Source organism: Allobosea minatitlanensis (genome assembly GCF_964020775.1).
The window spans coordinates 2,488,067-2,512,226 of record NZ_OZ224509.1 but is presented as its reverse complement, the minus strand read 5'-3'; the positions used below and the strand labels follow the sequence as shown (position 1 = coordinate 2,512,226).

Sequence of the window (24,160 nt, the reverse complement as noted above, 5' to 3'; positions counted from 1 at the left end):
CACAGGACCGCCAGTCCGAGAATGATAAGGCGAAAGCCGAGGTCGAGCCAGCGGCCGGGGGACGCATCGCCGGGCAGCAGCAGGTTCTCGGCGTCCTCCGCCGGGTCGGGCTGCCGGTTCCGGGGCGCCCCGCCGCTCATCGCGGGCCCGGCGCCGCCGCTGCGCGGGCGGCGCGCCGACGGTCCAGGATGTTGCGGTCCGGCGTGCCGTAGCCGCGCTGATAGGTCAGGCTGTAGGAATCGCGGGCGCGCAGCCATTGCTCGAGTGGCTGGCGCTCGGCATTGGCCTGCGGCAGCTCGATCGTGTCGAAGCCGCAGGCGAGGGCATAGGCGAACTGGTCGGGGATCAGCGGGCCGCTGGCGCGCAGCTCGCCGGCGAATCCGGCGCGCCGGAGCTGGCGTGCGAGGCTGAAGCCGCGCCCGTCCGAATAGGCCGGGAAGCCGATCGCCACCAGCGCCAGCCGCGGCAGGAACGGCGCCAGGGCGGAAATGGCGAGGCTGTTGGGGATAAGGACGCCGATGTTCCGGCCGTCGCCCTGCTGGGCGAGCGCGTCGGCCAGCGAGTCCCAGGGGACGATCACGGCGGGGATGTTGCCGACGGCCGCGCCCTCGCTGCGGGTCCAGCCGTCCTCGCGGGCGCCGTTCCGGTCAAGCAGCGGCACGGGGAACCTCCTGGAAGGCGGCCTTGAAGGGCGCGAGCCCGAGCCGGCGCACCGCGTCGATGAAGCTCTCCGCCTCCAGCCGCTCGGCCAGATAGACCGCGACGATGCGCTCGATCGCGGCCGGAACCTCCTCGGCGGCGAGGCCCGGTCCGAGGATCTCGCCGATCGCGGCGTTCTCGCCGGCGTCGCCGCCGAGCGTGATCTGGTAGGATTCGATGCCGCGCTTCTCCAGCCCGAGAATGCCGATATGGCCGACATGGTGGTGGCCGCAGGCATTGATGCAGCCCGAGATCTTGATGCCGAGCGGGCCGATCTCGCGCTGGCGCTGCGCATCGGCGAAACGCTGCTGGATCGCCTGCGCGATCGGGATCGAGCGGGCCGTCGCCAGCGCGCAGTAGTCGAGCCCGGGGCAGGAGATGATGTCGGTGACGAGGCCGATATTGGCTTCGGCCAGCCCGGCCTCGCCGAGCGTCCGCCAGATCGCGGGGAGATCGCGCAGGCGCACATGGGGCAGCACGAGGTTCTGGGCGTGGGTGACCCGCAATTCGTCGAGCGAATAGCGCTCGGCCAGATCGGCGACCGTCCGCATCTGCGCGGAGGTGGCGTCGCCCGGCGCCTGGCCCGCCGGCTTCAGCGAGATCGTCACCGCCGTATAGCCGGGAACCTTGTGCGCCGTGGTGTTGACCTCGACCCAGCGCGCGAAGGCCGGGTTCGCCGCCCGGGCCGCTTCCAGCGTGTTGCTCACGGCCGGCAGCGTCTCATAGGCCGGCGGCGCGAAATAGGCCGCGATCCGCGCCACCTCCTCCGGGTCGGCATTGATCGAGGGGCCGTCGAGCCGGGCGAATTCCGCCTCGACCCGGCGGGCAAATTCCTCGGCGCCGATCTCGTGGACGAGGATCTTGACGCGAGCCTTGTACTTGTTGTCGCGCCGGCCTTCGAGATTGTAGACGCGCAGGATCGCCTCGAGATAGGCGAGCAGATCCTTCTTCGGCAGATAGTCTCGCACCACCTTGCCGATCATCGGTGTGCGCCCGAGCCCGCCGCCGACGCTGACCTCGTAGCAGGTCTCCTGCGTGTCGGGGTGCCGGCGCAGGCGCAGGCCGATATCGTGCGCCCGGGTGACGGCCCGGTCCTCCTGCGCGCCGGTGACCGCGATCTTGAACTTGCGCGGCAGGTAGCTGAATTCGGGATGGCCCGAGGACCATTGCCGGATCAGTTCGGCGGTCGGGCGCGGATCCTCGATCTCGTCGCGGGCGACGCCGGCGAAATGATCGGCCGTGACGTTGCGGATGCAGTTGCCGGAGGTCTGGATGCAATGCATCTCGACATCGGCGAGCAGGCCGAGGATCGCGGGGATGTCGCGCAGCTTCGGCCAGTTGAACTGCAGGTTCGTGCGCGTGGTGAAATGGCCGTAGCCGCGGTCGTATCTCTCGCCGATCAGCGCGAGCTGGCGCAACTGCCGGGCGTTCAGCGTGCCGTAGGGCACGGCGATGCGCAGCATATAGGCGTGGAGCTGGAGATAGACGCCGTTCTTCAGCCGCAGCGGCTTGAACTCGTCCTCGCTTAGCGAGCCGTCGAGCCGGCGCGCGACTTGGTCGGCGAATTGCGCCACCCGCTCGCGCACGAAGCGCTCGTCGAATTCATCGTAGCGATACATGCCTCAACCCTTCGGCGCTGGCGCGATGCCCTCGCCGGCCTGCTTGCCGAGATCGGGACGGTTGCTGGGGCCGAGCGTCTTGAAGCGCTCGCGGAAATGGCGCGGCACCGGGCGGCCGCCCTCGAGCGCGATATCGACCAGATAGGCGTCGACGACCGTGTTGCCGCGCAATTCGGCCGCCGCGAAGGCCTCCAGCCGCTCGGCCGCCGCGTCGTCGCTCGCCACCAGCGCCCGGGCCGGATCGCGCGTCCAGGCGAGACCGCCCGGTCCGGCCGCCGCCGCGAAGACGACGTCGCCGTCGAGCAGGTCGTTGGCGAGCAGGATCGCCGGCAGCGGAACGCGCTTGGCCGCGGCCGCCATCACGCGGTCTCCGCGCGGACGGCTTCGGGGAGGGGGGCGATCAGGTCCCGGCGCGCCAAGTTCTGCGTCCATTCCGTTCGTTTTTCCGAACGTTTAAAATAAGGCAGCAGGGCACGGGCTTCAATTCACGTTAGGTAGCGTGATTTTCTTTATTGCCGCCGATCTGGAGTAATTTAATCCGCGATTGTTGTGGCGCGCCGCTTGCAGCTAATGACCGGCGAGCATGCGGAGCGGCTGGGGATGACACAAAGCGTATCGAAATCGGACAAGGGCCATGCGGATGAGGGGCAGGCCCGCCGGGATGGCGGCTTTCTCGGCTCGCTGCCGACGGCCGCCGATATCCTGGAGCGCAATGGCGGAGAGGGGCCCGGCTTCAACGCCTTGCGCCTGATCCTGTCGGTGACGATCCTCGCAGTCCATTCCGGCTGGGTCGCCGGCGCGGACACCAGCGAGGACTGGGTCGGCTGGGGCGGGCTGTTCCGGCTCAGCCTCGTCCCGGCCTTCTTCGCGCTGAGCGGTTTCCTCGTCACCGGCAGCGCTCTCCGCACTGGCGCCGTAAGGCCCTTCATCACCCTGCGGGCGATCCGCATCGTCCCGGCGCTCTTCGTCGAGATCACCCTGTCGGCGCTGGTGCTCGGGCCGCTGCTGACGACATGGGCTCTGCGGGACTACGTCTCGGACATCCGGTTCTGGGAGTATTTCGGCAACGTCGTCGGGCGCATCCGCTTCGAGCTGCCCGGCGTGTTCGAGCACAATCCGGTTCCAAACACGGTCAACCAGAACCTGTGGACGCTGAAGCCGGAATTCTATTGCTATATCGTGATGGCGCTGATGATCGGCGTCGGCCTGGTGCGTCGCCGCGTGCTCTTCGCGATGCTCTCGGCCGCCATCATCCTTGCCGCGACCGTCGCGGCCCATATGCGCGGCTTCGGCATCACCGAGGGCAACTACCACTGGACCGTGGTGGTGTTCTACTTCCTGGTCGGGTGCCTCTATTTCCAGTGGCGCGACCGCCTGCCGATGCATTGGAGCTTGTTCGCGGCGGCACTCGCAGCCTCGATCGTGCTGATGTCGGCGCCGCGTGAATGGTGCTTCCTGGTGCCGCCCTTCCTGACCTATTGCGTGATCTATATCGGCCTGCTGCCGCTCAGGCTGCCGCAGCGCATCCGCAAGCTCGACGTCTCCTACGGCATCTATCTTTACGGCTTCCCGATCCAGCAGGCGCTGGTCTACCAGACCGATCTGGTCCATGGCAGCGGGCTCGTGCTCTTCGCGATTTCGGCGCCGCTGGTCGTGCTGTTCGCGCTGTTTTCCTGGCTCTGGATCGAGAAGCCTTTCCTGGCGGTGAAGCCCTATGTGCTGGGCCAGAAGCCCTGGCGCGGGCAGGCGCGGCGGGTCACGGTGCCCGCGGCGTAGTAGCAGCCGCCGGCTCAGTCCGCCTTCACCTGCATCCGCCGCAGCAGCTCCAGCCCCATCACCGCCAGGGCGTAGAGGGTCCAGAGCGGGTCGGAGCGGTTGAGCAGGAAGGTCTCGAGCATGCCGACATAGGTCATGAAGACCACGATCATGGCGAAAAGGTCGGCGAGCCTGCGATTGGCCGGCTCGCGCGCCGCGGCGATATAGTTTCGCAGCGGCCGGACCATCAACAGCCAGAGCGTCACCGCCGCGCCGGGGATGCCGAACATCAGGGCCGCGTCGAGATAGGTGTTGTGCCCCGAGCCGATGCCGCGCACGTCCCAGCTCGCCTCGTAGTTCTCCTCCAGCCCGGTGACGACCGGCGTCTGCCAGAAGCTGGCATAGCCGTAGCCGGTCCAGGGGCGTTCGGCGATGCGGGAGAGCGCGAATTTCCAGATCTCGTCGCGGCCGGTATAGGTCGGGTCCGGGATCAGCGCCGTGCCGATGCGGTGGAGCTGAGGCGATATCACCGTGCCGACGGTGAGGCAGCCGAGCGCGGCGACCAGCAGGAGATGCAGCGCCACCGCAAGCCCGGGCCGACCGGTAATCCGTCCGAGCAGCACGATCCCGACCGCGACGGGCAGCACGCCGAGCGTGGTCTTCGAGCCGCTGTTGAAGACGAAGACCACGCAGAGCAGCACGATCAGCGCGCCGCGCCATCTCAAGCCGGCACGCCAGCCATAGATCCCGATCATCGCCATCATGGAGAACACCGGCGCGGCGAAGTTCTTATGGGAAAGGTGCCCGCGCCATTCGCCGACATGCACGCCTTCGGCGCCCTCGGCGCTGTGCACCGCGAGGTGATGGGCGAAGATCAGCACGCCGTAGACGAGGACGAGCACCGCGATGCAGGCGTCGACGGCCGCCGTCGCGAAATCAGCCTCGCTTTCCGGCAGGACCAGCACGCCCGCCACCACGATCATCGCGACCGCTCCGAGCAGGAGGCCGCGCAGCGAAGCCGCCGGGTCGAGCGCCTGGAAGCTCGACAGGCAGGCCAGGGCGAAGACGGCGAACCAGATGCCGAGGCCGAGCCGGGCCAGGACCGGCCGCGGCGTCAGGCGCAGGATCGCCGTCAGATAGAGCCCGCCCAGCACGAGGTAGCCGATCTGGTTGACGAGGTTGCCGCTATTGGGAGCGGAGAGCTGCGCCGCGTCCGGCGGCGGCGCGAAGGGCTGCAGCGTCATGATCAGGATGAACAGCCCGAAGCCGGACAGCGCCGTGGCGAGCCGCCGGGTGCGCCCGTCTGCGCCCGCGCCTGCGGCTTCTGCGATGGTGCCCGTCTGGCTCATGCGTGGCGCTCGTCCCGGCCTCGCGGCCCTGGGAAAGCGGCCGCCGCGCCGATCATATGCCAGACGCGCGTTAAGAGCCCGTCATGAGGTGGCACAGAGCCATTCCCGCCGGTCAGGGCTCCTTCTGTGCCGGGCGGATCCGGGCGAGGATCAGCGCCGGGACGAGGCCGGCGAGCACGATCAGCAGCGCCGCCGGCGCGCCTTCCTCGAACACGCCCCGGGAGGCATGGCCGTAGACCGTGGTCGCCAGGGTCTCGACGCCGAGCGGGCGCAGCAGCAGCGTCGCCGGCAGCTCCTTGAGCACGTCGACGAAGACCAGCAGGCCCGCCGTCGCGATCGCCGGGCGCGCCAGAGGCCAGTAGAACTGGCGCAGCAGCACCCCGCCGCCTGCGCCGAGGCTGCGGGCGGCGTCGTCGACGCGCCGGGGGATGCGCGCGAGACCGCTCTCGATCCCGTTGATGCCGATGGCGAGGAAGCGCGCCGCATAGGCGACGAGCAGCGCCGCGCCCGAGCCGATCAGCACCAGCCCGACCTCGCGCCCGAACCAGCGGCGCAGCGTATCGGCGACGAGATTGTCGATCGCGGCGACCGGAATCAGCACGCCGAGCGCCAGCACCGTTCCCGGCACCGCGTAGCCGAGCCCGGCGAAGCGCGCGAGCAGTCGCAGGAAGCGTTCCTGCCCGCGCCGGGCGGCCGCGGCGATCCCGAAGCCGAGGGCCAGGACGATGAGCGACGCCGCCATGGCCAGCAGCAGGGCGTTGCCGAGCTGGCCGAGCAGCGCCGGGTCCAGCCCGGCGAGCCGCTGGAGCCTCAGCGTCTCGGCGATCAGGAACCCGACGGGGAGCACCGCGCCCAGCAGGACGGGCAGCAGGCAGGCGAGGGCGGCGAGCATCCCCGCGCCCCGGCCCAGGCGCCGGCGGGCGGCGATGCGGCCGGGCTGGGCGGAGATGGCGAAGCCACGCCGTTCGCGCAGCCGCGCTTCGCCCAGCAGCAGCGCGAAGACGAGCAGCAGCATCACGCAGGCGATCTGCGAGGCGCCGGCCAGCGATCCCCGGTTCAGCCAGGTCGTGTAGATCGACAGCGTCAGCGTGCGGATGCCGAGATATTCGCTCGCGCCGATGTCGTTCAGCGTCTCGAGCAGCACGAGGATCAGCCCCGCCGCCAGCGCCGGCCGGGCCAGCGGCAGCCCGACATGCCGGAACAGCCGGCCGCGCCCGGCCCCGAGCGTGCGGGCCGCATCGATGATCGCCGCGCTCTGCACGACGAAGAGCGCGCGCACGCTCAGATAGACGTAAGGGTAGAGCACGAGCGCCATGATGACGATCGCGCCGGGAAGGCTGCGCGGCTCGGGAAACCAGTATTCGCGCAGGGACCGCCAGCCGGTGGCCGCGCGCAGCGCGCCTTGCAGCGGGCCGTTGAAGCCCATGAATTCGACGTAGATATAGGCGGTGATGTAGGTGGGCAGCGCCAGGGGCAGGGCGAGCAGCCATTCGAGCGCACCCCGGCCGGGAAACTCGCTCTGCGTGACCAGCCAGGCGGCGCCGACGCCGATCGCCGCGCTCAACGCCCCGACGCCGGCCAGCAGCAGCCCGGTCTGGATGAGCGCGGTCGGCAGGACATGGGCGGCCAGATGCGGCCAGATCTCGGCCGCCTGCCGCAGCGACAGCGCCGAGCCAACCAGCGCCGCCAGCGGCAGCAGGATCAGCGCCGCGCCGAGCAAGGTGGCGTAGGCCAGACGCGTCGACGGCCGCCACGGGAATGACGGCCGCCGGGATAGGCTCTGCGGTGCGGCTGCGCTCAACTGTCGAAGCCGGCCTTGTCGACCAGATCGGCGGCGGGCTTGCGGTGCCTGGCGACCTCGGAGAGCGAGAGGCTGTCCGGCGTCACCGGCCCGAGAAGCTGCACCGCGGCGCTGTCCTTGACGGCGGCGTTGACCGGATACTCGAAATTGCCGTTGGCATAGACGGCCTGCGCCTTCTCGCCGAGCATGTAGTCGACCAGCTTGACGGCGTTGTCCTTGTTCGGCGCGTTCCTGGCCAAGGCGACGGCCGAGACGTTCACATGCGTGCCGCCGCCGGCGAAGCTGGTCCTGAGCGGCTTGATCGCGTCGAACCAGCCCTTCTGCTCGTTCTTCGCCTGGCTCATCAGACCGATGTAATAGGTGTTGATGATCGCCACGTCGCACAGCCCGGACTGGATGTCGCGGGCGACATCGCGGTCGCCGCCGCCCGGCTTGCGGGCCGCATTGCCGCGCAGCGCCTTGATGTAGCTTTCGGCCTTGGCCTCTCCGTTATGGGCGAGATAGGCGGCGAAGAAGGCGTTGTTGTAGGGGTGCTGGCCGGAGCGGATGCAGAACTTGCCCTTCCATTTCGGCTCGGCCAGCTCCTCATAGGTGATCGCATCCTGCGCGACGCGCTCCTTGGAGGCGATCACGATCCGGGCCCGCTGGGTCAGCGCGACCCAGTTGTTGTCCGGACGAAGCTGCGCCGGAACGACCTTGTCGACGGTCTCGGACCTGATCGGCTGGGTGATGCCGGCCGCGACCGCGGCGTTGATCTCGCCGACATCGACGAGGAGCATGAGGTCGGCCGGGCTGTTGGCGCCCTCGGCGCGGATCCGTTCCTGCAGGCCGTCCTTCAGGAAGACGGCGTTGACCTTGATGCCGGTGTCCTTGGTGAAGGACTCGAGCACCGGGTTGAGCAGGGCGGGTTCGCGCGTGGTGTAAAGGTTGACGCTCTGGGCGAGAACCGGAGTGGCCAGAAGGCAGGACGACAGAGCCAACAGGCTGAGATGCGTCTTTCCAATCATCATGTCTCTCCTCGGTCAGGGGCCGGCATGGACCGAGGGATATGGCTCAGACACTTCTGCGGTCAATAAAATAATCTTTTGAAATCAATATGTTGATAGAAATTCTAAGGAGTGTTCTCCTTTGATTCGTTCCAGTCAGCCGGGATCTCGCTGGAAAACAAGCAGGATCCGCCGCGGGTTCGGGCGACCCCGCCTGCGGCGGCGTTGCGGCTGACCTTGCGGGCCTGCCGCGCTATTCCGCCGCCTGCCTGACCGCCGCCTTGCCCTTCTTGATCGGGCGGCGGTCCAGCACTTCCTTGAGGAAGCGCGCGGTGTGGCCCTTGGCCGCCCGGACGATGTCCTCCGGCGTGCCCTGCGCCACCACCTCGCCGCCGCCGTCGCCGCCCTCGGGGCCCATGTCGATGATCCAGTCGGCGGTCTTGATGACCTCGAGATTGTGCTCGATCACCACCACCGAATTGCCCTGGTCGACCAGCTCGTGCAGCACCTCCATCAGCTTGGCGACGTCGTGGAAATGCAGGCCGGTCGTCGGCTCGTCGAGGATGTAGAGCGTGCGGCCGGTGGCGCGCTTCGACAGTTCCTTGGAGAGCTTGACGCGCTGCGCCTCGCCGCCCGAGAGCGTCGTCGCCTGCTGGCCGACCTTGACATAGTCCAGCCCGACGCGCGCCAGCGTCTCCATCTTGTCGCGGATCGAGGGCACCGCCTTGAACAGGCCCTTGGCCTCCTCGACCGACATGTCGAGCACGTCGGCGATCGACTTGTCGCGGTATTTCACTTCGAGGGTCTCGCGGTCGTAGCGCTTGCCCTTGCAGACGTCGCAGGTGACGTAGACATCCGGCAGGAAGTGCATCTCGATCTTGATGACGCCGTCGCCCTGGCAAGCCTCGCAGCGGCCGCCCTTGACGTTGAAGGAGAAGCGCCCGGCCTGATAGCCGCGCGCCTTCGCCTCCGGCAGGCCGGCGAACCATTCGCGGATCGGCGTGAAGGCGCCGGTATAGGTCGCCGGGTTCGAGCGCGGCGTGCGGCCGATCGGCGACTGGTCGATGTCGATGACCTTGTCGAGATGCTCCAGGCCCTCGATCCGGTCATGCGGGGCCGGATGCTCGATCGAGCCGTTGAGCTTGCGCGCCACCGCCTTGTAGAGCGTGTCGATCACCAGCGTCGACTTGCCGCCGCCGGAGACGCCGGTGATGCAGGTGAACAGCCCGAGCGGGATCTCGACATCGACATTCTTGAGGTTGTTGCCGCGCGCGCCGACGATCTTGAGCGAGCGGCCCTTCTGCGCCTTGCGCCGTTTCTCCGGCACCGGCACCGACATCTCGCCGGTGAGGTACTTGCCGGTGAGCGAGTTCGGATCGTCGAGAATGTCCTGCGGCGTGCCCTTGGCGACGATCTCGCCGCCATGGATGCCGGCGCCGGGGCCGACATCGACGACGTAGTCGGCCGTCAGGATCGCGTCCTCGTCATGCTCGACCACGATCACCGTGTTGCCGAGGTCGCGCAGCCGCCGCAGCGTGCCGAGCAGGCGCTCGTTGTCGCGCTGGTGCAGGCCGATCGAGGGCTCGTCCAGCACATAGAGCACGCCGGTGAGGCCCGAGCCGATCTGGCTGGCGAGGCGGATGCGCTGGCTCTCGCCGCCGGAGAGCGTGCCGGAGGCGCGGGCGAGCGTCAGGTATTCCAGGCCGACGTCGAGCAGGAAGGTCAGCCGGTCGCGGATCTCCTTGAGGATGCGCGGGGCGATCTCGTTCTGCTTCTTCGAGAGCCGGGCGGGCAGGGCGGTGACCCAGTCGAGCGCGTCCCTGACCGAGAGCTTCGAGATCTCGCCGATATGGCGGCCGTCGATCTTCACCGCCAGCGCCTCGGGCTTCAGGCGATAGCCGTTGCAGGCGGCGCAGGGCGTCTCGGACATGAAGCGGCCGATCTCCTCGCGCGCCCAGTCCGACTCCGTCTCCTTCCAGCGCCGCTCCATATTGGTGATGACGCCCTCGAAGGGCTTTTTCACCTCGTAGCTGCGCAGGCCGTCGTTGTAGGCGAAGCGCACCGGCTCCGTGCCCGTGCCGAACAGGATCGCCTTGCGGGCGCTCTCCGGCAGCTCGGACCACGGCTTGGTCATCGAGAAGCCGAAATGCCGGGCGAGCGCTTCCAGCGTCTGGCCGTAATAGGGCGAGGTCGATTTGGCCCAGGGCGCGATGGCGCCCTTCTTCAGCGTCAGCGAATGGTCCGGCACGATCATGTCCGGGTCGATCCGCATTTCGTGGCCGAGGCCGTCGCAGGCCGGGCAGGCGCCGAACGGGTTGTTGAACGAGAACAGCCGGGGCTCGATCTCGGGGATGGTGAAGCCGGAGACCGGGCAGGCGAATTTGGACGAGAAGGTGACGCGCCTCGCCTCGCCGTTCTCCTCTTTCTCGTCCGCATACTCGAAAACCGCGATGCCGTCGGTCAGCTCCAGCGCCTGTTCCAGCGAGTCGGCGAGGCGGGCGCCCAAATCCGGCCTGATCACAATGCGATCGACCACGACGTCGATATCGTGCTTGAACTTCTTGTCCAGGGCCGGCGCGTCCGGGATCTCATAGAACTCGCCATTGACCTTGACGCGCTGGAAGCCGCGCTTCAGCCAGTCGGCCATCTCCTTGCGGAACTCGCCCTTGCGGCCGCGCACCACCGGCGCGAGCAGGTAGCCGCGCGTCTTCTCCGGCAGCTCGGTCAGGCGGTCGACCATCTGCTGCACGGTCTGGCTCTCGATCGGCAGGCCGGTCGCGGGCGAATAGGGAATGCCGGCGCGCGCCCACAAGAGGCGCATATAGTCGTGAATTTCGGTGACGGTGCCGACGGTCGAGCGCGGGTTCTTCGAGGTCGTCTTCTGCTCGATCGAGATCGCCGGCGAGAGCCCGTCGATCTGGTCGACATCGGGTTTCTGCATCATCTCGAGGAACTGGCGGGCATAGGCCGACAAGCTCTCGACATAGCGGCGCTGGCCCTCGGCATAAATCGTGTCGAAGGCGAGCGAGGACTTGCCCGAGCCGGAGAGGCCGGTGAACACCACGAGCTTGTCGCGCGGGATGGCGAGGTCGACGTTCTTGAGGTTGTGCTCGCGCGCGCCGCGCACGGAGATGACGCGCAAATTGGGATCGGCGGCCTGGTTGCGGTCGAACATGTCTTCCAGCGCAGCAGCCTGGGCAGCGGCGGTATCGGTCTTGCGGGCCATCGGGGCGTCCGTTGCGGTGAAGCGCTAGAGATAGGGCAAAAGCCGGACCATTCCAGCCCGGTCCTCCGGGCAGCGGGAATGTTTAGCATGCAGCCGTGCGGATGCACCGTCCTTGCGGGGCGCCTTGCTGACAGGAGACGGCAGGAGCGCGGCTCTGCCCGCCTTCGCCGTCATCCCGGACGGAGCGAAGCGGAGATCCGGGATCCATGCCTGAGCGTGGATTGGAAAGGTTCAGGCGTGGTTTCCGGGTTTCCCTACGGTCGCCCGGGATGACCGCGCCTTTACCCGGTCAATGCCGCAACCCCGGCGCCTCCTGCCCCGTGCGGGCGACATATTCGGTATAGCCGCCGCCATAGGCGTGGACGCCTTCGGGCGTCAGCTCCAGCACGCGGTTGGAGAGCGCGGCGAGGAAATGCCGGTCGTGGCTGACGAACAGCATCGTGCCCTCGAAGGCCGCCAGCGCCTCGATCAGCATCTCCTTGGTGGCGATGTCGAGATGGTTGGTGGGCTCGTCCAGCACCAGGAAATTCGGCGGATCGTAGAGCATCAGCGCCATGACGAGGCGCGCCTTCTCACCGCCGGAGAGCACGCGGCAGCGCTTCTCGACATCGTCGCCCGAGAAGCCGAAGCAGCCGGCGAGCGCCCTGAGCGAGCCCTGATTGGCCTGCGGGAAGGCATCTTCCAAGGTTTCAAAAACGGTTCTGTCGCCGTCGAGGATTTCCATCGAATGCTGGGCGAAATAGCCGAGCTTGACCCCGGCGCCGAGCTGCACGGTTCCGGAATCGGGCTCGGAGGTGCCGGTGACGAGCTTCAGCAGGGTCGACTTGCCGGCGCCGTTGACGCCCATCACGCACCAGCGCTCGCGCCGGCGGATCTGGAAGTCGAAGCCGTCATAGATCACCTTCTCGCCATAGCGCTTGGCGACGCCCTTCAGGCCCGCGACATCGTCGCCGGAGCGCGGCGCCGGCTGGAACTCGAACTTCACGGTCTGGCGGCGCTTGGGCGGCTCGACCCGCTCGATCTTGTCGAGCTTCTTCACCCGGCTCTGCACCTGCGCGGCATGGGAGGCGCGGGCCTTGAAGCGCTCGATGAAGGCGATCTCCTTGGCCAGCATCGCCTGCTGGCGCTCGAACTGCGCCTGCTGCTGCTTTTCGGAAAGCGCCCGCTGCTGCTGGTAGAACTCGTAATCGCCGGAATAGGTGGTGAGCGCGCCGCCGTCGATCTCGACGATCTTGCCGACGATGCGGTTCATGAAGGAGCGGTCGTGCGAGGTCATGAGGAGCGCGCCCTCATAGCCCTTGAGGAACTCCTCCAGCCAGATCAGGCTCTCGATGTCGAGATGGTTCGAGGGCTCGTCGAGCAGCATCGCGTCCGGCGCCATCAGCAGGATGCGGGCGAGCGCGACGCGCATCTTCCAGCCGCCGGAAAGGGCGCCGACATCGCCCTCCGTCATCGCCGGGCTGAAGCCGAGGCCGGCCAGAACCTCGCGGGCGCGGCCGTCGAGCGCGTAGCCGTCGAGCTCCTCGAAGCGCGCTTGAACCTCGCCATAGCGCAGGACGATCTCCTCCATCTCGTCGGCCCGGTCGGGGTCGGCCATGGCGGCTTCCAGCGCCGCGAGCTCGGCCGCGACGCTCGAAACCAGGCCGGCGCCGTCCATGACGGCCGAGACGACGCTCATGCCGGACATCTCGCCGACATCCTGGCTGAAATAGCCGATGGTCGTGCCGCGATCGATCGAGACCTGGCCCTCGTCGGGGCTTTCCTCGCCGGTGATCAGGCGGAACAGCGTGGTCTTGCCGGCGCCGTTGGGCCCGACGAGGCCGACCTTCTCGCCCTTCTGCAAGGCCGCGGAGGCCTCGATGAAGACGATCTGCTTGCCGTTCTGCTTGCTGATATTTTCGAGCCGGATCATCGGTGTGGGGCCGGGATTGTTGGATCTGGATACGGAACCGCCGTCATTCCGGGGCGCGCGCAAGCGCTGAGCCCCGGAATGACGGCGGGTGATTGTCTGCTTCAGGCCGCTTCGGCGAGGCTCGCGACCGCCGCCGCGACGCCGCCGGAGCCGTGCGGGATTTCCCTGGCCTGCAGCGCCATCTCGACCGCGCCGAGCGTGCCGAGCAGGGCCGCGGCGTTGAAATGGCCCATATGCGCGATGCGGAAGGCCTTGCCGGTATAGTCGCCAATGCCGAGGCCGAGCGAGACGCCGCAGGTGTCGCGCACGAAATCGGTCAGCGCCGTCACCTCGAAGCCGGGGGTCAGGATGGTCGTCACGGACGGGGCGCGCTCCTGCGGCTCCGGCACGCCGAAGCCCAGCGACTGGCCGCCGGCCCAGGTCTCGACCGCCGCATGCGTCGCCCTGGCCAGGACGGCGTGGCGGCGCCAGACGGCCTCCAGCCCTTCCTCGAAGATCATGTCGAGGGCGGCGCGCACGCCGAAGAGCAGATGCTCGGGAGCGGTGCCGCAATGCTTCATATAGGCCATGGTGTCCATGCGGCCGGACCAGTCCCAGTAGCCGCTGCGCATGTCGGCGCGCTTATGCGCCGCCAGCGCCTTGGCGCTCGCGGCGACGAAGGCGAGGCCGGGCGAGGACATCAATCCCTTCTGCGAGGCGGAGACGGCGACATCGACGCGCCAGGCGTCCATCTCGAACTCCATGCAGCCCAGCGAGGCGACGCCGTCGACCATGAACAGGGCAGGGTGCCCGGCGGCGTCGATCGCCTTGCGGATCGCCGGGATGTCGTTGACGACGCCGGCGGCGGTGTCGATCTGCACCGTCATCACCGCCTTGATCGCGTGATGGGTGTCGGCGCGCAGCCTCGCCTCGACGGCGGCGGGGTCGACCGCCCGGCGCCAGCTTCCGGGCAGCATCTCGACATCGGCGCCCATGAAGCGCGCCATCTCGCCCCAGCCGACGGCGAAGCGCCCGCTCTCCAGCACCAGCACCTTGTCGCCGCGCGACAATACGTTGGTGAAGGCCGCCTCCCAGCCGCCATGGCCGTTGGCGGCATAGACGAAGGTTTCGCCCCCGGTCCTGAAGATACGCTTGAGATCGGCCAGCACCGTCTCCGTCAGGTTCACGATGCTGTCGGAGGCCAGCTCCTCGGCCGGACGCATCATCGCCTGCAGCACGCGGTCGGGAATATTGGTCGGGCCGGGCATCGCGAGAAGCTGCCGGCCATTGGCCAGGGTCATCGGGAATCCTCGAGGCGGGAAGGTCACCTGCCGCAGGCCATCCGACATATCGCGGGCGCGCGCAAGATAGGCCGCGGCATTGCCCGCACTCCCGCCCTGCATGGCGCCGCCGGGCAGGATGCCGAACGCGCCCCGCACGGATAGGCCTTGCGTCCCCCGCCGAAAAAGGACCACAAGGCCCCTCCGGAATCGCGACCACCGTCGCCGATCGTACCACGGAGCGACCATGACCGATCTTGCCCTCCGCCGCCCCTTCAGCCCGCTGCGCCTGGAAAGCCGCTCGCTCGCCTGGCAGGCCGGCGCCGTCGTCGTGGGCAGCCTGCTGCTGGCGCTGTCCTCGCAGATCAAGGTGCCGATGTATCCGGTGCCGATGACGATGCAGACCTTCGCCGTGACGCTGATCGGCGCGCTCTATGGCTGGCGGCTCGGCTCCGTCACCGTGATCGCCTGGCTGCTGCAGGGCTTCGTCGGGCTGCCGGTCCTCGCTGGCGCCGTCGGCGGCGCGGCCTATTTCGCCGGCCCGACGGGCGGCTATCTGATCGCCTTCCCCTTCGCCGCGGCGCTGACCGGCTGGCTCGCCCAGCGCGGCTGGAACGGCGGCCGGGTCGGGCTCGCCTTCGCCGCGATGCTCGCCGGCAATGCGCTCTGCCTGGTGATCGGCGTGGCCTGGCTCGCCGTCCTGATCGGCCTGCCGAAGGCGATCGCCCTCGGCGCCACGCCCTTCGTGCTCGGCGCCGTGCTGAAATCGGCTCTCGCCGCGGCCGCGCTCAAGGCCTTCGCGCCGCGCAGCTGATCCGGCTTCACAGCCTCTTCCATGACGACCCGGCAGGCGTCGGCCTGCCGGGTCGTTTCGTTTCGGGCCGCGGCCCGGCAGGGTCGGAACTGGCGCGCCCGCCATGCCCCGCGATGCTGGCGAAAGGGAGCGGGCCGGCGTCCCGCCGCGACGAGGGAACGATTCGCGGGTTTTGCGCTCCCTGCAGGAGGTCGGCCGGCAGGAAGCGACCGGGCTGCGCAGCCGGAGGGAATGCGATGATGAAAGCGGTTCTGCGAGGCGCCGTGCTGGCGCTTTCGCCACGCCGATCCTCGCCTGCGATCGCAACCGGCCGGTCGCATCCTCCGTGAAGCCCCACGAATCAGCCGGGGAAAACCGGCTTTCGGCCCCTTGAACAAAGCGGGAACATCATTGATATTGGGCGGACAGGCCGATAGGGTTCGGCTCCGGTCGTCCGGCCGGTTTGTGTTTGAAGTGCGCAGGAAGTGGAGCCTGTCATGGCTGGCAGCGTCAACAAGGTCATTCTGGTCGGCAATCTCGGGCGCGACCCCGAGGTGCGGCGCCTCGGCAGCGGCGAGCCGGTCGTCAATCTGCGCATCGCCACCTCGGAAACCTGGCGCGACAAGCAGTCGGGCGAGCGCAAGGAGCGCACCGAGTGGCACTCGGTCGTGATCTTCAACGAGAACCTGGCCAAGGTCGCGGAACAATATCTCAGGAAGGGCTCGAAGGTTTACGTCGAGGGCCAGCTCCAGACCCGGAAATGGCAGGACCAGTCCGGTGTCGAGAAATACACCACCGAGATCGTGCTGCAGCGTTTCCGCGGCGATCTCACCATCCTCGACAGCCGCCAGGGCGGCGGCGGCGACGAATATGGCGAGGGCGGCGGCGGCAGCTATGGGGAGGACCGCTCCGGCGGCGGCTCCTTCGGCCGTTCCGGCGCGATGGGCGGCGGCTCGCGCCAGCCGGCGATGTCGGGCGGCGGCGGTGGCGGCGGGCGCTCCTCGTCGAGCCATCTCGACGACGACATCCCGTTCTAGTCCCGGCGCTGCTGCACGCAGGCGAGGGCGGTCCCGGGCTCGACCCGGGATTCACGACGGAGCCTGTCCGGCAAAAGGTCCTGGCAGGGCTTCCGCGCTCCGTCCGGCATGACCCGCATCGCTGCTGCCCGGCCGGCCGCGCGGCGGTTTTCCGGAGCCCGGCGCGGTGTTGTGGAACTGCGGGTCATCCCGGACGCAGCGAAGCGGAGATTCGGGATCCATGCCTGAAGCCATGCCGGAAGAGGTTTCGGCAAGAATTTCCGGTCGGGTCCGGAATGACGGCCTGTTCCCGCGTAAAGCCGGCCTTCTCTAGTTCAGCTCGATGATCACCGGCACATGGTCCGAGGGCTTCTCCCAGCCGCGGACATGCTTGGCGATCCTGACGCCGGCGAGGCGGTCGGCTGCCTGCGGCGACAGCAGCAGATGGTCGATGCGGATGCCGTTGTTCCGCTGCCAGGCGCCGGCCTGATAATCCCAGAAGGTGTAGAGGCCGCCGGCATCGGTCGTGCTGCGCAGGGCGTCGGCGAAGCCGAGGTCGAGGAGCTCCCGGAAGGCGGCGCGCGTTTCGGGCAGGAACAGCGCGTCGCTGACCCAGGCGCCCGGATCGCGCGCGTCGCGCGGCTCCGGGATGACGTTGTAGTCGCCGGCCAGCACCAGCGGCTCCTCGTGCCGGAGCAGCATCCGGGCATGGCCGGTGAGCCGCTTCATCCAGCCGAGCTTGTAGGGATATTTCTCGGTGTTCGGCGGGTTGCCGTTGGGCAGGTAGATCGAGGCCAGCCGCACCACGCCCGTCCCGAACGGCAGCACGCCTTCGAGATAGCGCGCCTGCCCGTCGCCGTCGTCGCCTGGCAGGCCCCGGCCGACATCCTCCAGCTTGGCGCGGCTCAGGATGGCGACGCCGTTGAAGGTCTTCTGCCCATGCGTCTCGACCTGCCAGCCGGCCGCCTCGATCTCGCCGCGCGGGAAGTCGGCATCCAGGCACTTGATCTCCTGCAGGCAGAGCGCGTCGGGCTCCGCCTCCTTCAGGAAGTCGAGCAGATGGCCGAGCCGCTGGCGGACCGAATTGACGTTCCAGGTGGCGATACGCACGAAAGGCTCCGATCTGAGGCGGGAGGCAGGATAAGCGGGATCGCCGCCGCTCTGGCAAGCCGCTTTCCACCGCAAAAGAAAACTCCCCGCATCGCTGCGGGGAGGCATTGATTCCCGGCCGGGACGTCGGTTGCTGTCAGGGGCAGGCGCGAACCACGCCGCCGCTGGCGATATAGGTCCCGGTCTCGGGGTCGTAGGAGCGGAAGCGGCGCGAGCAATAGGCGATCGCGTCGACATCCTCGATGCCGTAGCCATAGACCGGCGCCGGCGCGGGATAATAGACCGGCGGCGGCGGAGGAGGCGCGGCGAGGGCGCCGGCCGCGAGCGCTCCGCCGAGGATACCGGCGGCGATGCCGGCACCGATCGCGGGGCCGCGCCGATAGCCGTAATAGCGCGGGCCGTAGCCGTAGCGGCGCCACTGCACCTCCTGCACCAGGGCGCTGCCGCCCGTCGAGAGGGACTGGGCCGCGCCGGCCGCATTGAGAGGAGCGGCCGAAACCGGCGCCGCCAGGGCGGCTCCTCCGGCCAGCGCGGCTGCCACGACAAGAGACTTGATCATGACGAAACTCCTTTTTTCTCCAACGGGAGTGGAACGCCGCCAGTTCCCCCGATAGGACTCGACCCTAGCGATCTGTCGACCTGGATGGAAGACTAGCGCTCGATATCGGCGCAATTGCGCCGTCACGGGATTGTGGCCGGACTGTCGTTTGTCACGGGCAAACGGGTTGCGCATCGGCGATTCGCTCGCCATCTAGCGCTGCACTGCACCTCACCCGCACCCTCCACGCGAAGGACGAAGAAACGACCATGGCGCATCCCGGCGGCCATTCCCAGAACCCTGCTGCCCACGGCGAGATGAAGCCGTTGCCGTTCATCATCTTCAGCTCGCGCTGGCTGCAGCTCCCGCTCTATCTCGGGCTGATCGTCGCGCAATGCGTCTACGTGTTCCTGTTCCTGAAGGAGCTCTGGCACCTGATCAGCCACGCCACCTCCTTCAGCGAGCAGCAGATCATGCTGGTCGTGCTCGGCCTGATCGACGTGGTGATGATCTCGAACCTGCTGATCATGGTCATCGTCGGCGGCTACGAGACCTTCGTCTCGCGGCTGCGCCTGCAGAACCATCCCGACCAGCCGGAATGGCTCAGCCACGTCAATGCGAGCATCCTGAAGATCAAGCTCGCCATGGCGATCATCGGCATCTCCTCGATCCATCTGCTCAGGACATTCATCGAGGCCGGCAATATCGGCACCGCGGTCACCGCGAACTACACGCCGACCGGCGTGATCCTGCAGACCGCGATCCATGTGGTCTTCATCCTGTCCGCGATCGGCATCGCCTGGGTCGACCGGATGACGCTGGCCGGCGGCAAGGGCCACTGACCGGGAAGGCCACTGACCGGAAGGGCGGCGCCTGCGCCGCCCTTTCTGATCGGCCTACTGGCCGCGCCCGCTGCGGGCGGCGAAGCGGATCGCCTCCTCGGCCGCGCGGAAGAGCGCCCTGGCCTTGTTGATGCACTCCTCCTGCTCGGAGGCCGGGTCGGAATCGTAGACGATGCCGGCGCCGGCCTGGACATGCATCTTGCCGTCCTTGACCACGGCGGTGCGCAGGACGATGCAGGTGTCCATCTCGCCATTGGCGCCGAAATAGCCGATGCAGCCGGCATAGGCGCCGCGCGCATCGCGCTCCAGCTCGTCGATGATCTCCATCGCCCGGACCTTCGGCGCGCCCGAGACGGTGCCGGCCGGGAAGCCGGCGATCAGGGCTGCCAGCGTGTCGTGGCGCGGGTCGATCCGTCCCTCGACATTGGAGACGATGTGCATGACCTGGCTGTAGCGCTCGATGAAGAAGGAATCGGTGACCTTGACTGAGCCGATCTCGGCGACGCGGCCGACATCGTTGCGGCCGAGGTCGAGCAGCATCAGGTGCTCGGCCCGTTCCTTCGGGTCGGCCAGCAATTCGGCGGCGAGCGCCTCGTCCTCGGCCGGGGTCGCGCCGCGCCGGCGGGTGCCGGCGATCGGGCGGATCGTCACCGTGTCGTCGCGCCGCCGGACCAGGATCTCCGGGCTGGAGCAGACGATCTGGAACTCCCCGAAGTCGAGATAGCACAGGAACGGCGCCGGATTGACCCGGCGCAGCGCCCGGTAGAGCGCGAAGGGCGGCAGCGAAAAGGGCGCCTCGAAGCGCTGCGACAGCACCACCTGGAAGATGTCGCCGGCGCGGATGTAGTCCTTCGCCCGGGCGACCATCGCGAGATAGTCGGCCTCGCTCGTGTTCGAGGTGGTGACCGGCTCGGGCAGGCTGGCGATGTCGATCTCGGCCTCGGCGGGCAGGGCGCCTTCGAGCGCGTCGACGACGGCGTCGAGCCGCTCCTGCGCCCGCTCATAGGCGTGGCGCGCGGCGACGCCGGGCTGCCGCCTGACCGGCGTGACGATATGGATCTCGTCGCGCACCGCGTCGAAGACGACCATCAGCGTCGGCCGGGTCAGGATCGCGTCGGGGACGCCGGTGCCGGTCTCCTTCGGTTCCGGCAGGCGCTCCATCAGGCGCACCATGTCGTAGCCGAGATAGCCGAAGACGCCGGCCGCCATCGGCGGCAGGTCCTCGGCCTCGGGGATGGCGCTCTCGGCCAGGAGGGCGCGCAGGCTCTCGAAGGCCGGGCGGGAATCGTTGAGGAAGGCCTCGCCCAGCGCCGGGCGGCAGATCGCCGCCTTTCCGTGATGGCAGCGCCAGATCAGGTCGGGCTCCAGCCCGATCATCGAATAGCGCCCGCGCACCGCCCCGTCCTCGACCGATTCGAGCAGGAAGGCCGGCCCCGAGGTCGCGTGCCGGAGCTTCAGGAAAGCGGCGACCGGGGTTTCGCAATCGCCGACGAGGACCCGGCGCAGGAGCTGCGGGGCGCCCGTCTCATAGGTCTGCGCGAAGCGCTCGAACGTATCGATCGGCGGCATCGTCAGTTCTGCGCCCCGCCCGTCGCGCTGCGGAAGGCGGCCTCGTTGATGCGGACCCCGAGCTTGGCCTGCCGCTCGGCGACATATTGCAGCAGCAGGCCTTCGCTCAGATTGGCCGAGAGCAGCCGCACGAAATTATCCGCCTCCTGCGTGGTGCGGACATAGGGCGGCACGGTCGCCGAATCGACCTTGAACAGGATGCGGCTCCCCTCGGCGCCGGCGGCCGAGCCGGCCTTGCCGGCGGTGGTGCCGAAGATCTGGGTCACGACGTTGCCGGGCAGTTCCGGGCGCTGCTCCTGCCGGCCGATCCCGGTGGCGGTCTCGACCGTCAGCCCGGCGGAGGCCGCGACCGTGGCGAAGGCCTCGCCCTTGTCGAGGGCCTGGACCAGCTCGCGCGCCTTGGCGGCGAGCCTGGTCGCGGTCTCGTCGGCGCGCCATTGCGTCTCGACCTCGGCCTTGACCTCGTCGAAGCCGCGATCGCGCGACGGATCGATCTTGCTGATGTCGAACCAGACATAGCCGGCGTTCTGGGGCAGGCGGATCGCCTCGTTGTCGACGCCGATATCGGAGGCGAAGATCGCCCGCAGCGTGGCGTCGCCGCCGGGCAGGGGCTCTTCCCGCGAACCGTCAGGCCTGGTCATGCCCTGGCTCATCGGGCCGGCGCTGCGCAGCGTCAGGTTGAACTGCCTGGCGATCTCGGCCAGCGGCTTGGCGGAGGCGCGCTCGTCCTCGATCTTGTCGTGGAGCTCGCTGATCAGGCTGGCGGCGCGGCCCGTCGCGATCTCCTTCTTCACCTCCTCGGCGACCTCCTCATAGGGCCGGACATGGGCGGGATCGACCTTGGTGACGCGCAGCAGCACGACGCCGAAGGCGCTCGTCACCGGGGCGCTGACGCCGCCCTGCTCCAGGGCGAAGGCGGCCTCGCGCACGGCCGGGTCGAAGATCTGGTCGCGGGTGAAGGTGCCGAGCGTCAGGTCCTTGAAGGCGATGTTCCGCTCGGTCGCGATCTCGTCGAAGGTCTCGCCGCCGTCGATCTTGGCCTTGGCGGCCTGCGCCTCCGCGGCGGTGGGGAAGGGGATCTGCTCGACCGTGCGGGTCTCCTGCGTGGTGAAGCGCTGCGCCTTCAGCGCCTCGTAGCGCGCCTTCGCCTCGTCCTCGGTGACCTTGGCCGGGTCGGCGACGGCATCGGCGGTGATCGCCAGGATCGCGGCGGTCCGGTATTCCGGGGCGCGGAAGGCGACCTTGCGCTCGTCGTAGAAGCTCTTGAGCTGCTCCTGCGTCGGGGCGGCGATCTCGCCGGCGGCGCTCGCCGGCATGCGCGCGAAGGTGACGGCGCGCTTCTCGTTGCGCAGGCGGTTGCCGATTTCCTGGAGGGCGATCGGCACGGTGAAGCCGCCGGAGATCAGCTCCGCCACCTGCTGGCGCAGGATCGTGGCGCGCTGGAGCGCGACATAGGACTGCTCGCTGTAGCCGTTGGAGCGCAGCAGCTCGTTGAAGCGCGCCGCCGAGAACTGGCCGGAGGCGTCGCGGAAGACCGGGTCGTCGAAGATCAGGTTGCGGATCGTCTCGTCGGAGACGGCGAGCCCCATGCCCTGCGCCGTCTGGTCGAGCGTGGCCTCGCTGACCAGGCGGGAGAGGACCTGCCGGTCGAGGCCGAGCGCGCGCGCCATCTCCGGCGAGATCTGCCGGCGCTGCTGGCGGATCAGGTTCTGCAGGTCGTTCTGATAGGCGGAGCGCATCTGCTCGACGCCGATCTCGACCTTGCCGACCTTGGCGACCTCGTTGCGGCCATAGCCACGGAAGATGTCGCCCACGCCCCAGATCGCGAAGGAGATGATGAGGAAGCCGAACATGACGGCGATGACGAGCTTCCCGAGGAAACCTTGTCCCGCCTTGCGGATGCCCTGCATCATCATGGAAACTGTCTTTCCCTGAGCCTGTTCGTGGCGCGAAACGGGGCCGCGCGCGTTTTTCCGGCGCTGCTTATAGGAACCGGCGGCGAAAGCCGCAATCGCCGCCTTGGCTTCCCGGTCGCTTCACATGAGATTGCGGCGCCAGCCGGGCATTGCTAGAGGCGGTCCCAGCCAAGACCGGAGGACGACCAACGTGACGCGCAGCATCAGGCCGCTGGTGGCCGGCAACTGGAAGATGAACGGCCTCAAGGCCGACCTCGCCATCGCGACCGAGGTCGCCCGCGGCTACGACGCCGCGTTGAAGGCCGCCGTCGATCTGGCGATCTGCCCGCCCGCGACCCTGCTGTTCCCGGCCAGCGCCGCGCTGATCGGCTCGCGCATCGCGACCGGCGGGCAGGATTGCAGCGTGCAGCCCTCCGGCGCCTTCACCGGCGAGGTCTCGGCCGCGATGCTGGCCGATGCCGGTGCCGCGTTCTGCATCGTCGGCCATTCCGAGCGGCGCACCCTCCATGGCGAGGGCAACGCGACCGTGCGCGCCAAGGCCGAGGCGGCGCGCAAGGCGCTGCTGGTGCCGATTATCTGCGTCGGCGAGACGCGCGAGGAGCGCGAGGCCGGCAAGGCGCTCGCCGTGGTGCGCAAGCAGCTCAAGGGCTCGGTGCCGGAAGGGCTCGACGCCGCGAGCCTCGTCATCGCCTACGAGCCGGTCTGGGCGATCGGCACCGGGCTGACCCCGACGGCCGACGACGTCGCCGAGATGCACGCCTCGATCCGCTGGGACCTGGCGCGGATCGTCGGCAAGGCGGCGGCGGCCGGCGTGCGGCTGCTCTATGGCGGCTCCGTGAAGCCCTCGAACGCGGCCGAATTGATGAATGTCGCCAATGTCGACGGCGCGCTGGTCGGCGGCGCCAGCCTCAAGGCGGAGGAGTTCCTGGCGATCGCGCGGGCCTGCGCCGGCTGAGGGGCGCGCTTGTTCCTTCGCTAGGAGCGTCCTGACTCTGCACGGAACCACGCCGTCATTCCGGGGGCCTTCAGGCCCGAGCCCGGAATGACGGCGGTGGATGACGAGCCTCGACAACCGACGTCCAAGGGGTGGCGCAGCCGGAAAGCGCGTGCTATGTGCCCGGCCGAATTCGCCTCGCCCTTCGAGGAGGAGCGGACCGCCCTTGGCGGCGGCCCGCGCCATGCCCATTTCGTGAGATCATGCAGAACGTTCTCATCGTCATCCATCTGATCATCGTCGTCGCGCTCGTCGGCGTCGTGCTGCTGCAGCGCTCCGAGGGCGGCGGCCTCGGCATGGGCTCCGGCGGTGGCGGCGGCGTCGGCGGCTTCATGACCGGCCGCGGCCAGGCCAACGCGCTGACGCGGGCCACCGCGATCCTCGCCGGCCTGTTCTTCCTGACCTCGATCGTGCTGGCCGTGATGGCCAATCGCGGCCGCGAGCAGCGTTCGATCATCGACGGCGCTCCGGCCACGACCGCGCCGGCCAATCCGGGCCAGCCCGCGGCGCCGGCCGCGCCCAATGCGGGCGGCGTGCTCGACCAGTTGCGCCAGCTCCAGAACCAGACGCAGGGCGGGGCGCAGCCCCCTTCGCCGCCGGCGGCGCCGCAGCAGTGAGGCGGCCGGTCCCGCAGGAGCGGTTTCCGCTGTTGCGAGAAGGACCCGCCGGACAGGACGATCTTGGCAGGGGCCGGGTGACCGGCCCTTCTCTTTTGATGTGAGGGCGGGCCGGGCGACCGGCCTTCTCTTTGTGGACAAGCGCTCAGGGCAAGGCGG

Annotated in this window: 19 protein-coding genes; 6 read left to right on the top strand and 13 right to left on the bottom strand. The window is 68.7% G+C overall.

Annotated features, from left to right (window positions below):
• Positions 1-136: 136 nt before the first annotated feature.
• The 3 genes from ACWH43_RS12450 to ACWH43_RS12440 are packed head-to-tail and all read right to left on the bottom strand — an operon-like array spanning position 137 to position 2,678.
• Positions 137-661 carry a DUF934 domain-containing protein gene (locus ACWH43_RS12450; protein ID WP_158443719.1) on the bottom strand — a complete coding sequence of 175 codons (525 nt, stop codon included), beginning with the start codon at positions 659-661 and terminating at the stop codon, positions 137-139.
• A complete protein-coding gene (locus ACWH43_RS12445) occupies positions 648-2,318 on the bottom strand; it encodes a nitrite/sulfite reductase (protein WP_158443718.1) in 1,671 nt (556 codons plus the stop codon). The genes ACWH43_RS12450 and ACWH43_RS12445 overlap by 14 nt, the downstream gene beginning before the upstream one ends.
• 3 nt (positions 2,319-2,321) lie before the next feature.
• Positions 2,322-2,678: a DUF2849 domain-containing protein gene (locus ACWH43_RS12440; protein WP_158448240.1), complete on the bottom strand. Its 357-nt coding sequence runs from the start codon at positions 2,676-2,678 to the stop codon at positions 2,322-2,324.
• 240 nt (positions 2,679-2,918) lie between these two features.
• Between ACWH43_RS12440 and ACWH43_RS12435 the strand changes: the two genes are divergently transcribed.
• On the top strand, positions 2,919-4,094 hold the full coding sequence (locus tag ACWH43_RS12435) for an acyltransferase family protein (protein ID WP_260348320.1): 1,176 nt from the start codon (positions 2,919-2,921) through the stop codon (positions 4,092-4,094).
• Between the two features lie 14 nt (positions 4,095-4,108).
• On the opposite strand, the gene ACWH43_RS12430 is transcribed toward ACWH43_RS12435, so the two are convergent.
• The 6 genes from ACWH43_RS12430 to ACWH43_RS12405 all read right to left on the bottom strand — a co-directional run bounded on the left by ACWH43_RS12430 (position 4,109) and on the right by ACWH43_RS12405 (position 14,627).
• Entirely contained in the window at positions 4,109-5,422 is a 1,314-nt protein-coding gene (locus tag ACWH43_RS12430) for an O-antigen ligase family protein (protein ID WP_158443715.1), read from the bottom strand.
• Positions 5,423-5,534: 112 nt separating this feature from the next.
• A complete protein-coding gene (locus ACWH43_RS12425) occupies positions 5,535-7,223 on the bottom strand; it encodes an ABC transporter permease (protein ID WP_260348319.1) in 1,689 nt (562 codons plus the stop codon).
• Entirely contained in the window at positions 7,220-8,233 is a 1,014-nt protein-coding gene (locus tag ACWH43_RS12420) for an extracellular solute-binding protein (RefSeq protein WP_158443714.1), read from the bottom strand. Before ACWH43_RS12420 ends, ACWH43_RS12425 begins: the two co-directional genes overlap by 4 nt.
• A gap of 229 nt (positions 8,234-8,462) precedes the next feature.
• On the bottom strand, positions 8,463-11,435 hold the full coding sequence (gene uvrA, locus ACWH43_RS12415) for an excinuclease ABC subunit UvrA (protein ID WP_375797009.1): 2,973 nt from the start codon (positions 11,433-11,435) through the stop codon (positions 8,463-8,465).
• 289 nt (positions 11,436-11,724) lie between these two features.
• Positions 11,725-13,347, bottom strand: coding sequence for an ABC-F family ATP-binding cassette domain-containing protein (locus ACWH43_RS12410; RefSeq protein ID WP_158443713.1), 1,623 nt, complete (start codon positions 13,345-13,347; stop codon positions 11,725-11,727).
• A gap of 101 nt (positions 13,348-13,448) precedes the next feature.
• The gene (locus ACWH43_RS12405) at positions 13,449-14,627 is read right to left on the bottom strand and encodes a pyridoxal-phosphate-dependent aminotransferase family protein (RefSeq protein ID WP_158443712.1); all 1,179 of its coding nucleotides are present in this window, start codon (positions 14,625-14,627) and stop codon (positions 13,449-13,451) included.
• A 226-nt stretch (positions 14,628-14,853) separates the two neighbouring features.
• Between ACWH43_RS12405 and ACWH43_RS12400 the strand changes: the two genes are divergently transcribed.
• Positions 14,854-15,420 carry a biotin transporter BioY gene (locus tag ACWH43_RS12400; protein WP_158443711.1) on the top strand — a complete coding sequence of 189 codons (567 nt, stop codon included), beginning with the start codon at positions 14,854-14,856 and terminating at the stop codon, positions 15,418-15,420.
• A 476-nt stretch (positions 15,421-15,896) separates the two neighbouring features.
• Positions 15,897-16,436, top strand: coding sequence for a single-stranded DNA-binding protein (gene ssb, locus ACWH43_RS12395; RefSeq protein WP_158443710.1), 540 nt, complete (start codon positions 15,897-15,899; stop codon positions 16,434-16,436).
• 309 nt (positions 16,437-16,745) lie between these two features.
• Here the strand turns inward: ssb and xth are convergent, their stop codons facing one another.
• The gene (xth, locus tag ACWH43_RS12390; RefSeq protein WP_158443709.1) at positions 16,746-17,525 is read right to left on the bottom strand and encodes an exodeoxyribonuclease III; all 780 of its coding nucleotides are present in this window, start codon (positions 17,523-17,525) and stop codon (positions 16,746-16,748) included.
• A 136-nt stretch (positions 17,526-17,661) separates the two neighbouring features.
• On the bottom strand, positions 17,662-18,084 hold the full coding sequence (locus tag ACWH43_RS12385) for a BA14K family protein (protein WP_158443708.1): 423 nt from the start codon (positions 18,082-18,084) through the stop codon (positions 17,662-17,664).
• A gap of 248 nt (positions 18,085-18,332) precedes the next feature.
• Between ACWH43_RS12385 and ACWH43_RS12380 the strand changes: the two genes are divergently transcribed.
• Positions 18,333-18,905 (top strand): TIGR00645 family protein, encoded by a 573-nt coding sequence (locus tag ACWH43_RS12380; RefSeq protein ID WP_158443707.1) that lies wholly within the window; start codon positions 18,333-18,335, stop codon positions 18,903-18,905.
• A 54-nt stretch (positions 18,906-18,959) separates the two neighbouring features.
• Here ACWH43_RS12380 and trpE read toward each other — a convergent pair whose 3' ends face one another.
• Positions 18,960-20,474 (bottom strand): anthranilate synthase component I, encoded by a 1,515-nt coding sequence (gene trpE / locus ACWH43_RS12375; protein WP_158443706.1) that lies wholly within the window; start codon positions 20,472-20,474, stop codon positions 18,960-18,962.
• 2 nt (positions 20,475-20,476) lie between these two features.
• Positions 20,477-22,390 carry a peptidylprolyl isomerase gene (locus ACWH43_RS12370; RefSeq protein WP_158443705.1) on the bottom strand — a complete coding sequence of 638 codons (1,914 nt, stop codon included), beginning with the start codon at positions 22,388-22,390 and terminating at the stop codon, positions 20,477-20,479.
• A gap of 190 nt (positions 22,391-22,580) precedes the next feature.
• On the opposite strand from ACWH43_RS12370, the gene tpiA reads away from it, so the two are divergent.
• Together tpiA and secG are read left to right on the top strand one after the other, a co-directional pair.
• A complete protein-coding gene (gene tpiA / locus ACWH43_RS12365) occupies positions 22,581-23,345 on the top strand; it encodes a triose-phosphate isomerase (protein ID WP_158443704.1) in 765 nt (254 codons plus the stop codon).
• A gap of 242 nt (positions 23,346-23,587) precedes the next feature.
• The gene (gene secG, locus ACWH43_RS12360) at positions 23,588-24,001 is read left to right on the top strand and encodes a preprotein translocase subunit SecG (protein ID WP_158443703.1); all 414 of its coding nucleotides are present in this window, start codon (positions 23,588-23,590) and stop codon (positions 23,999-24,001) included.
• Positions 24,002-24,160 lie beyond the last annotated feature (159 nt).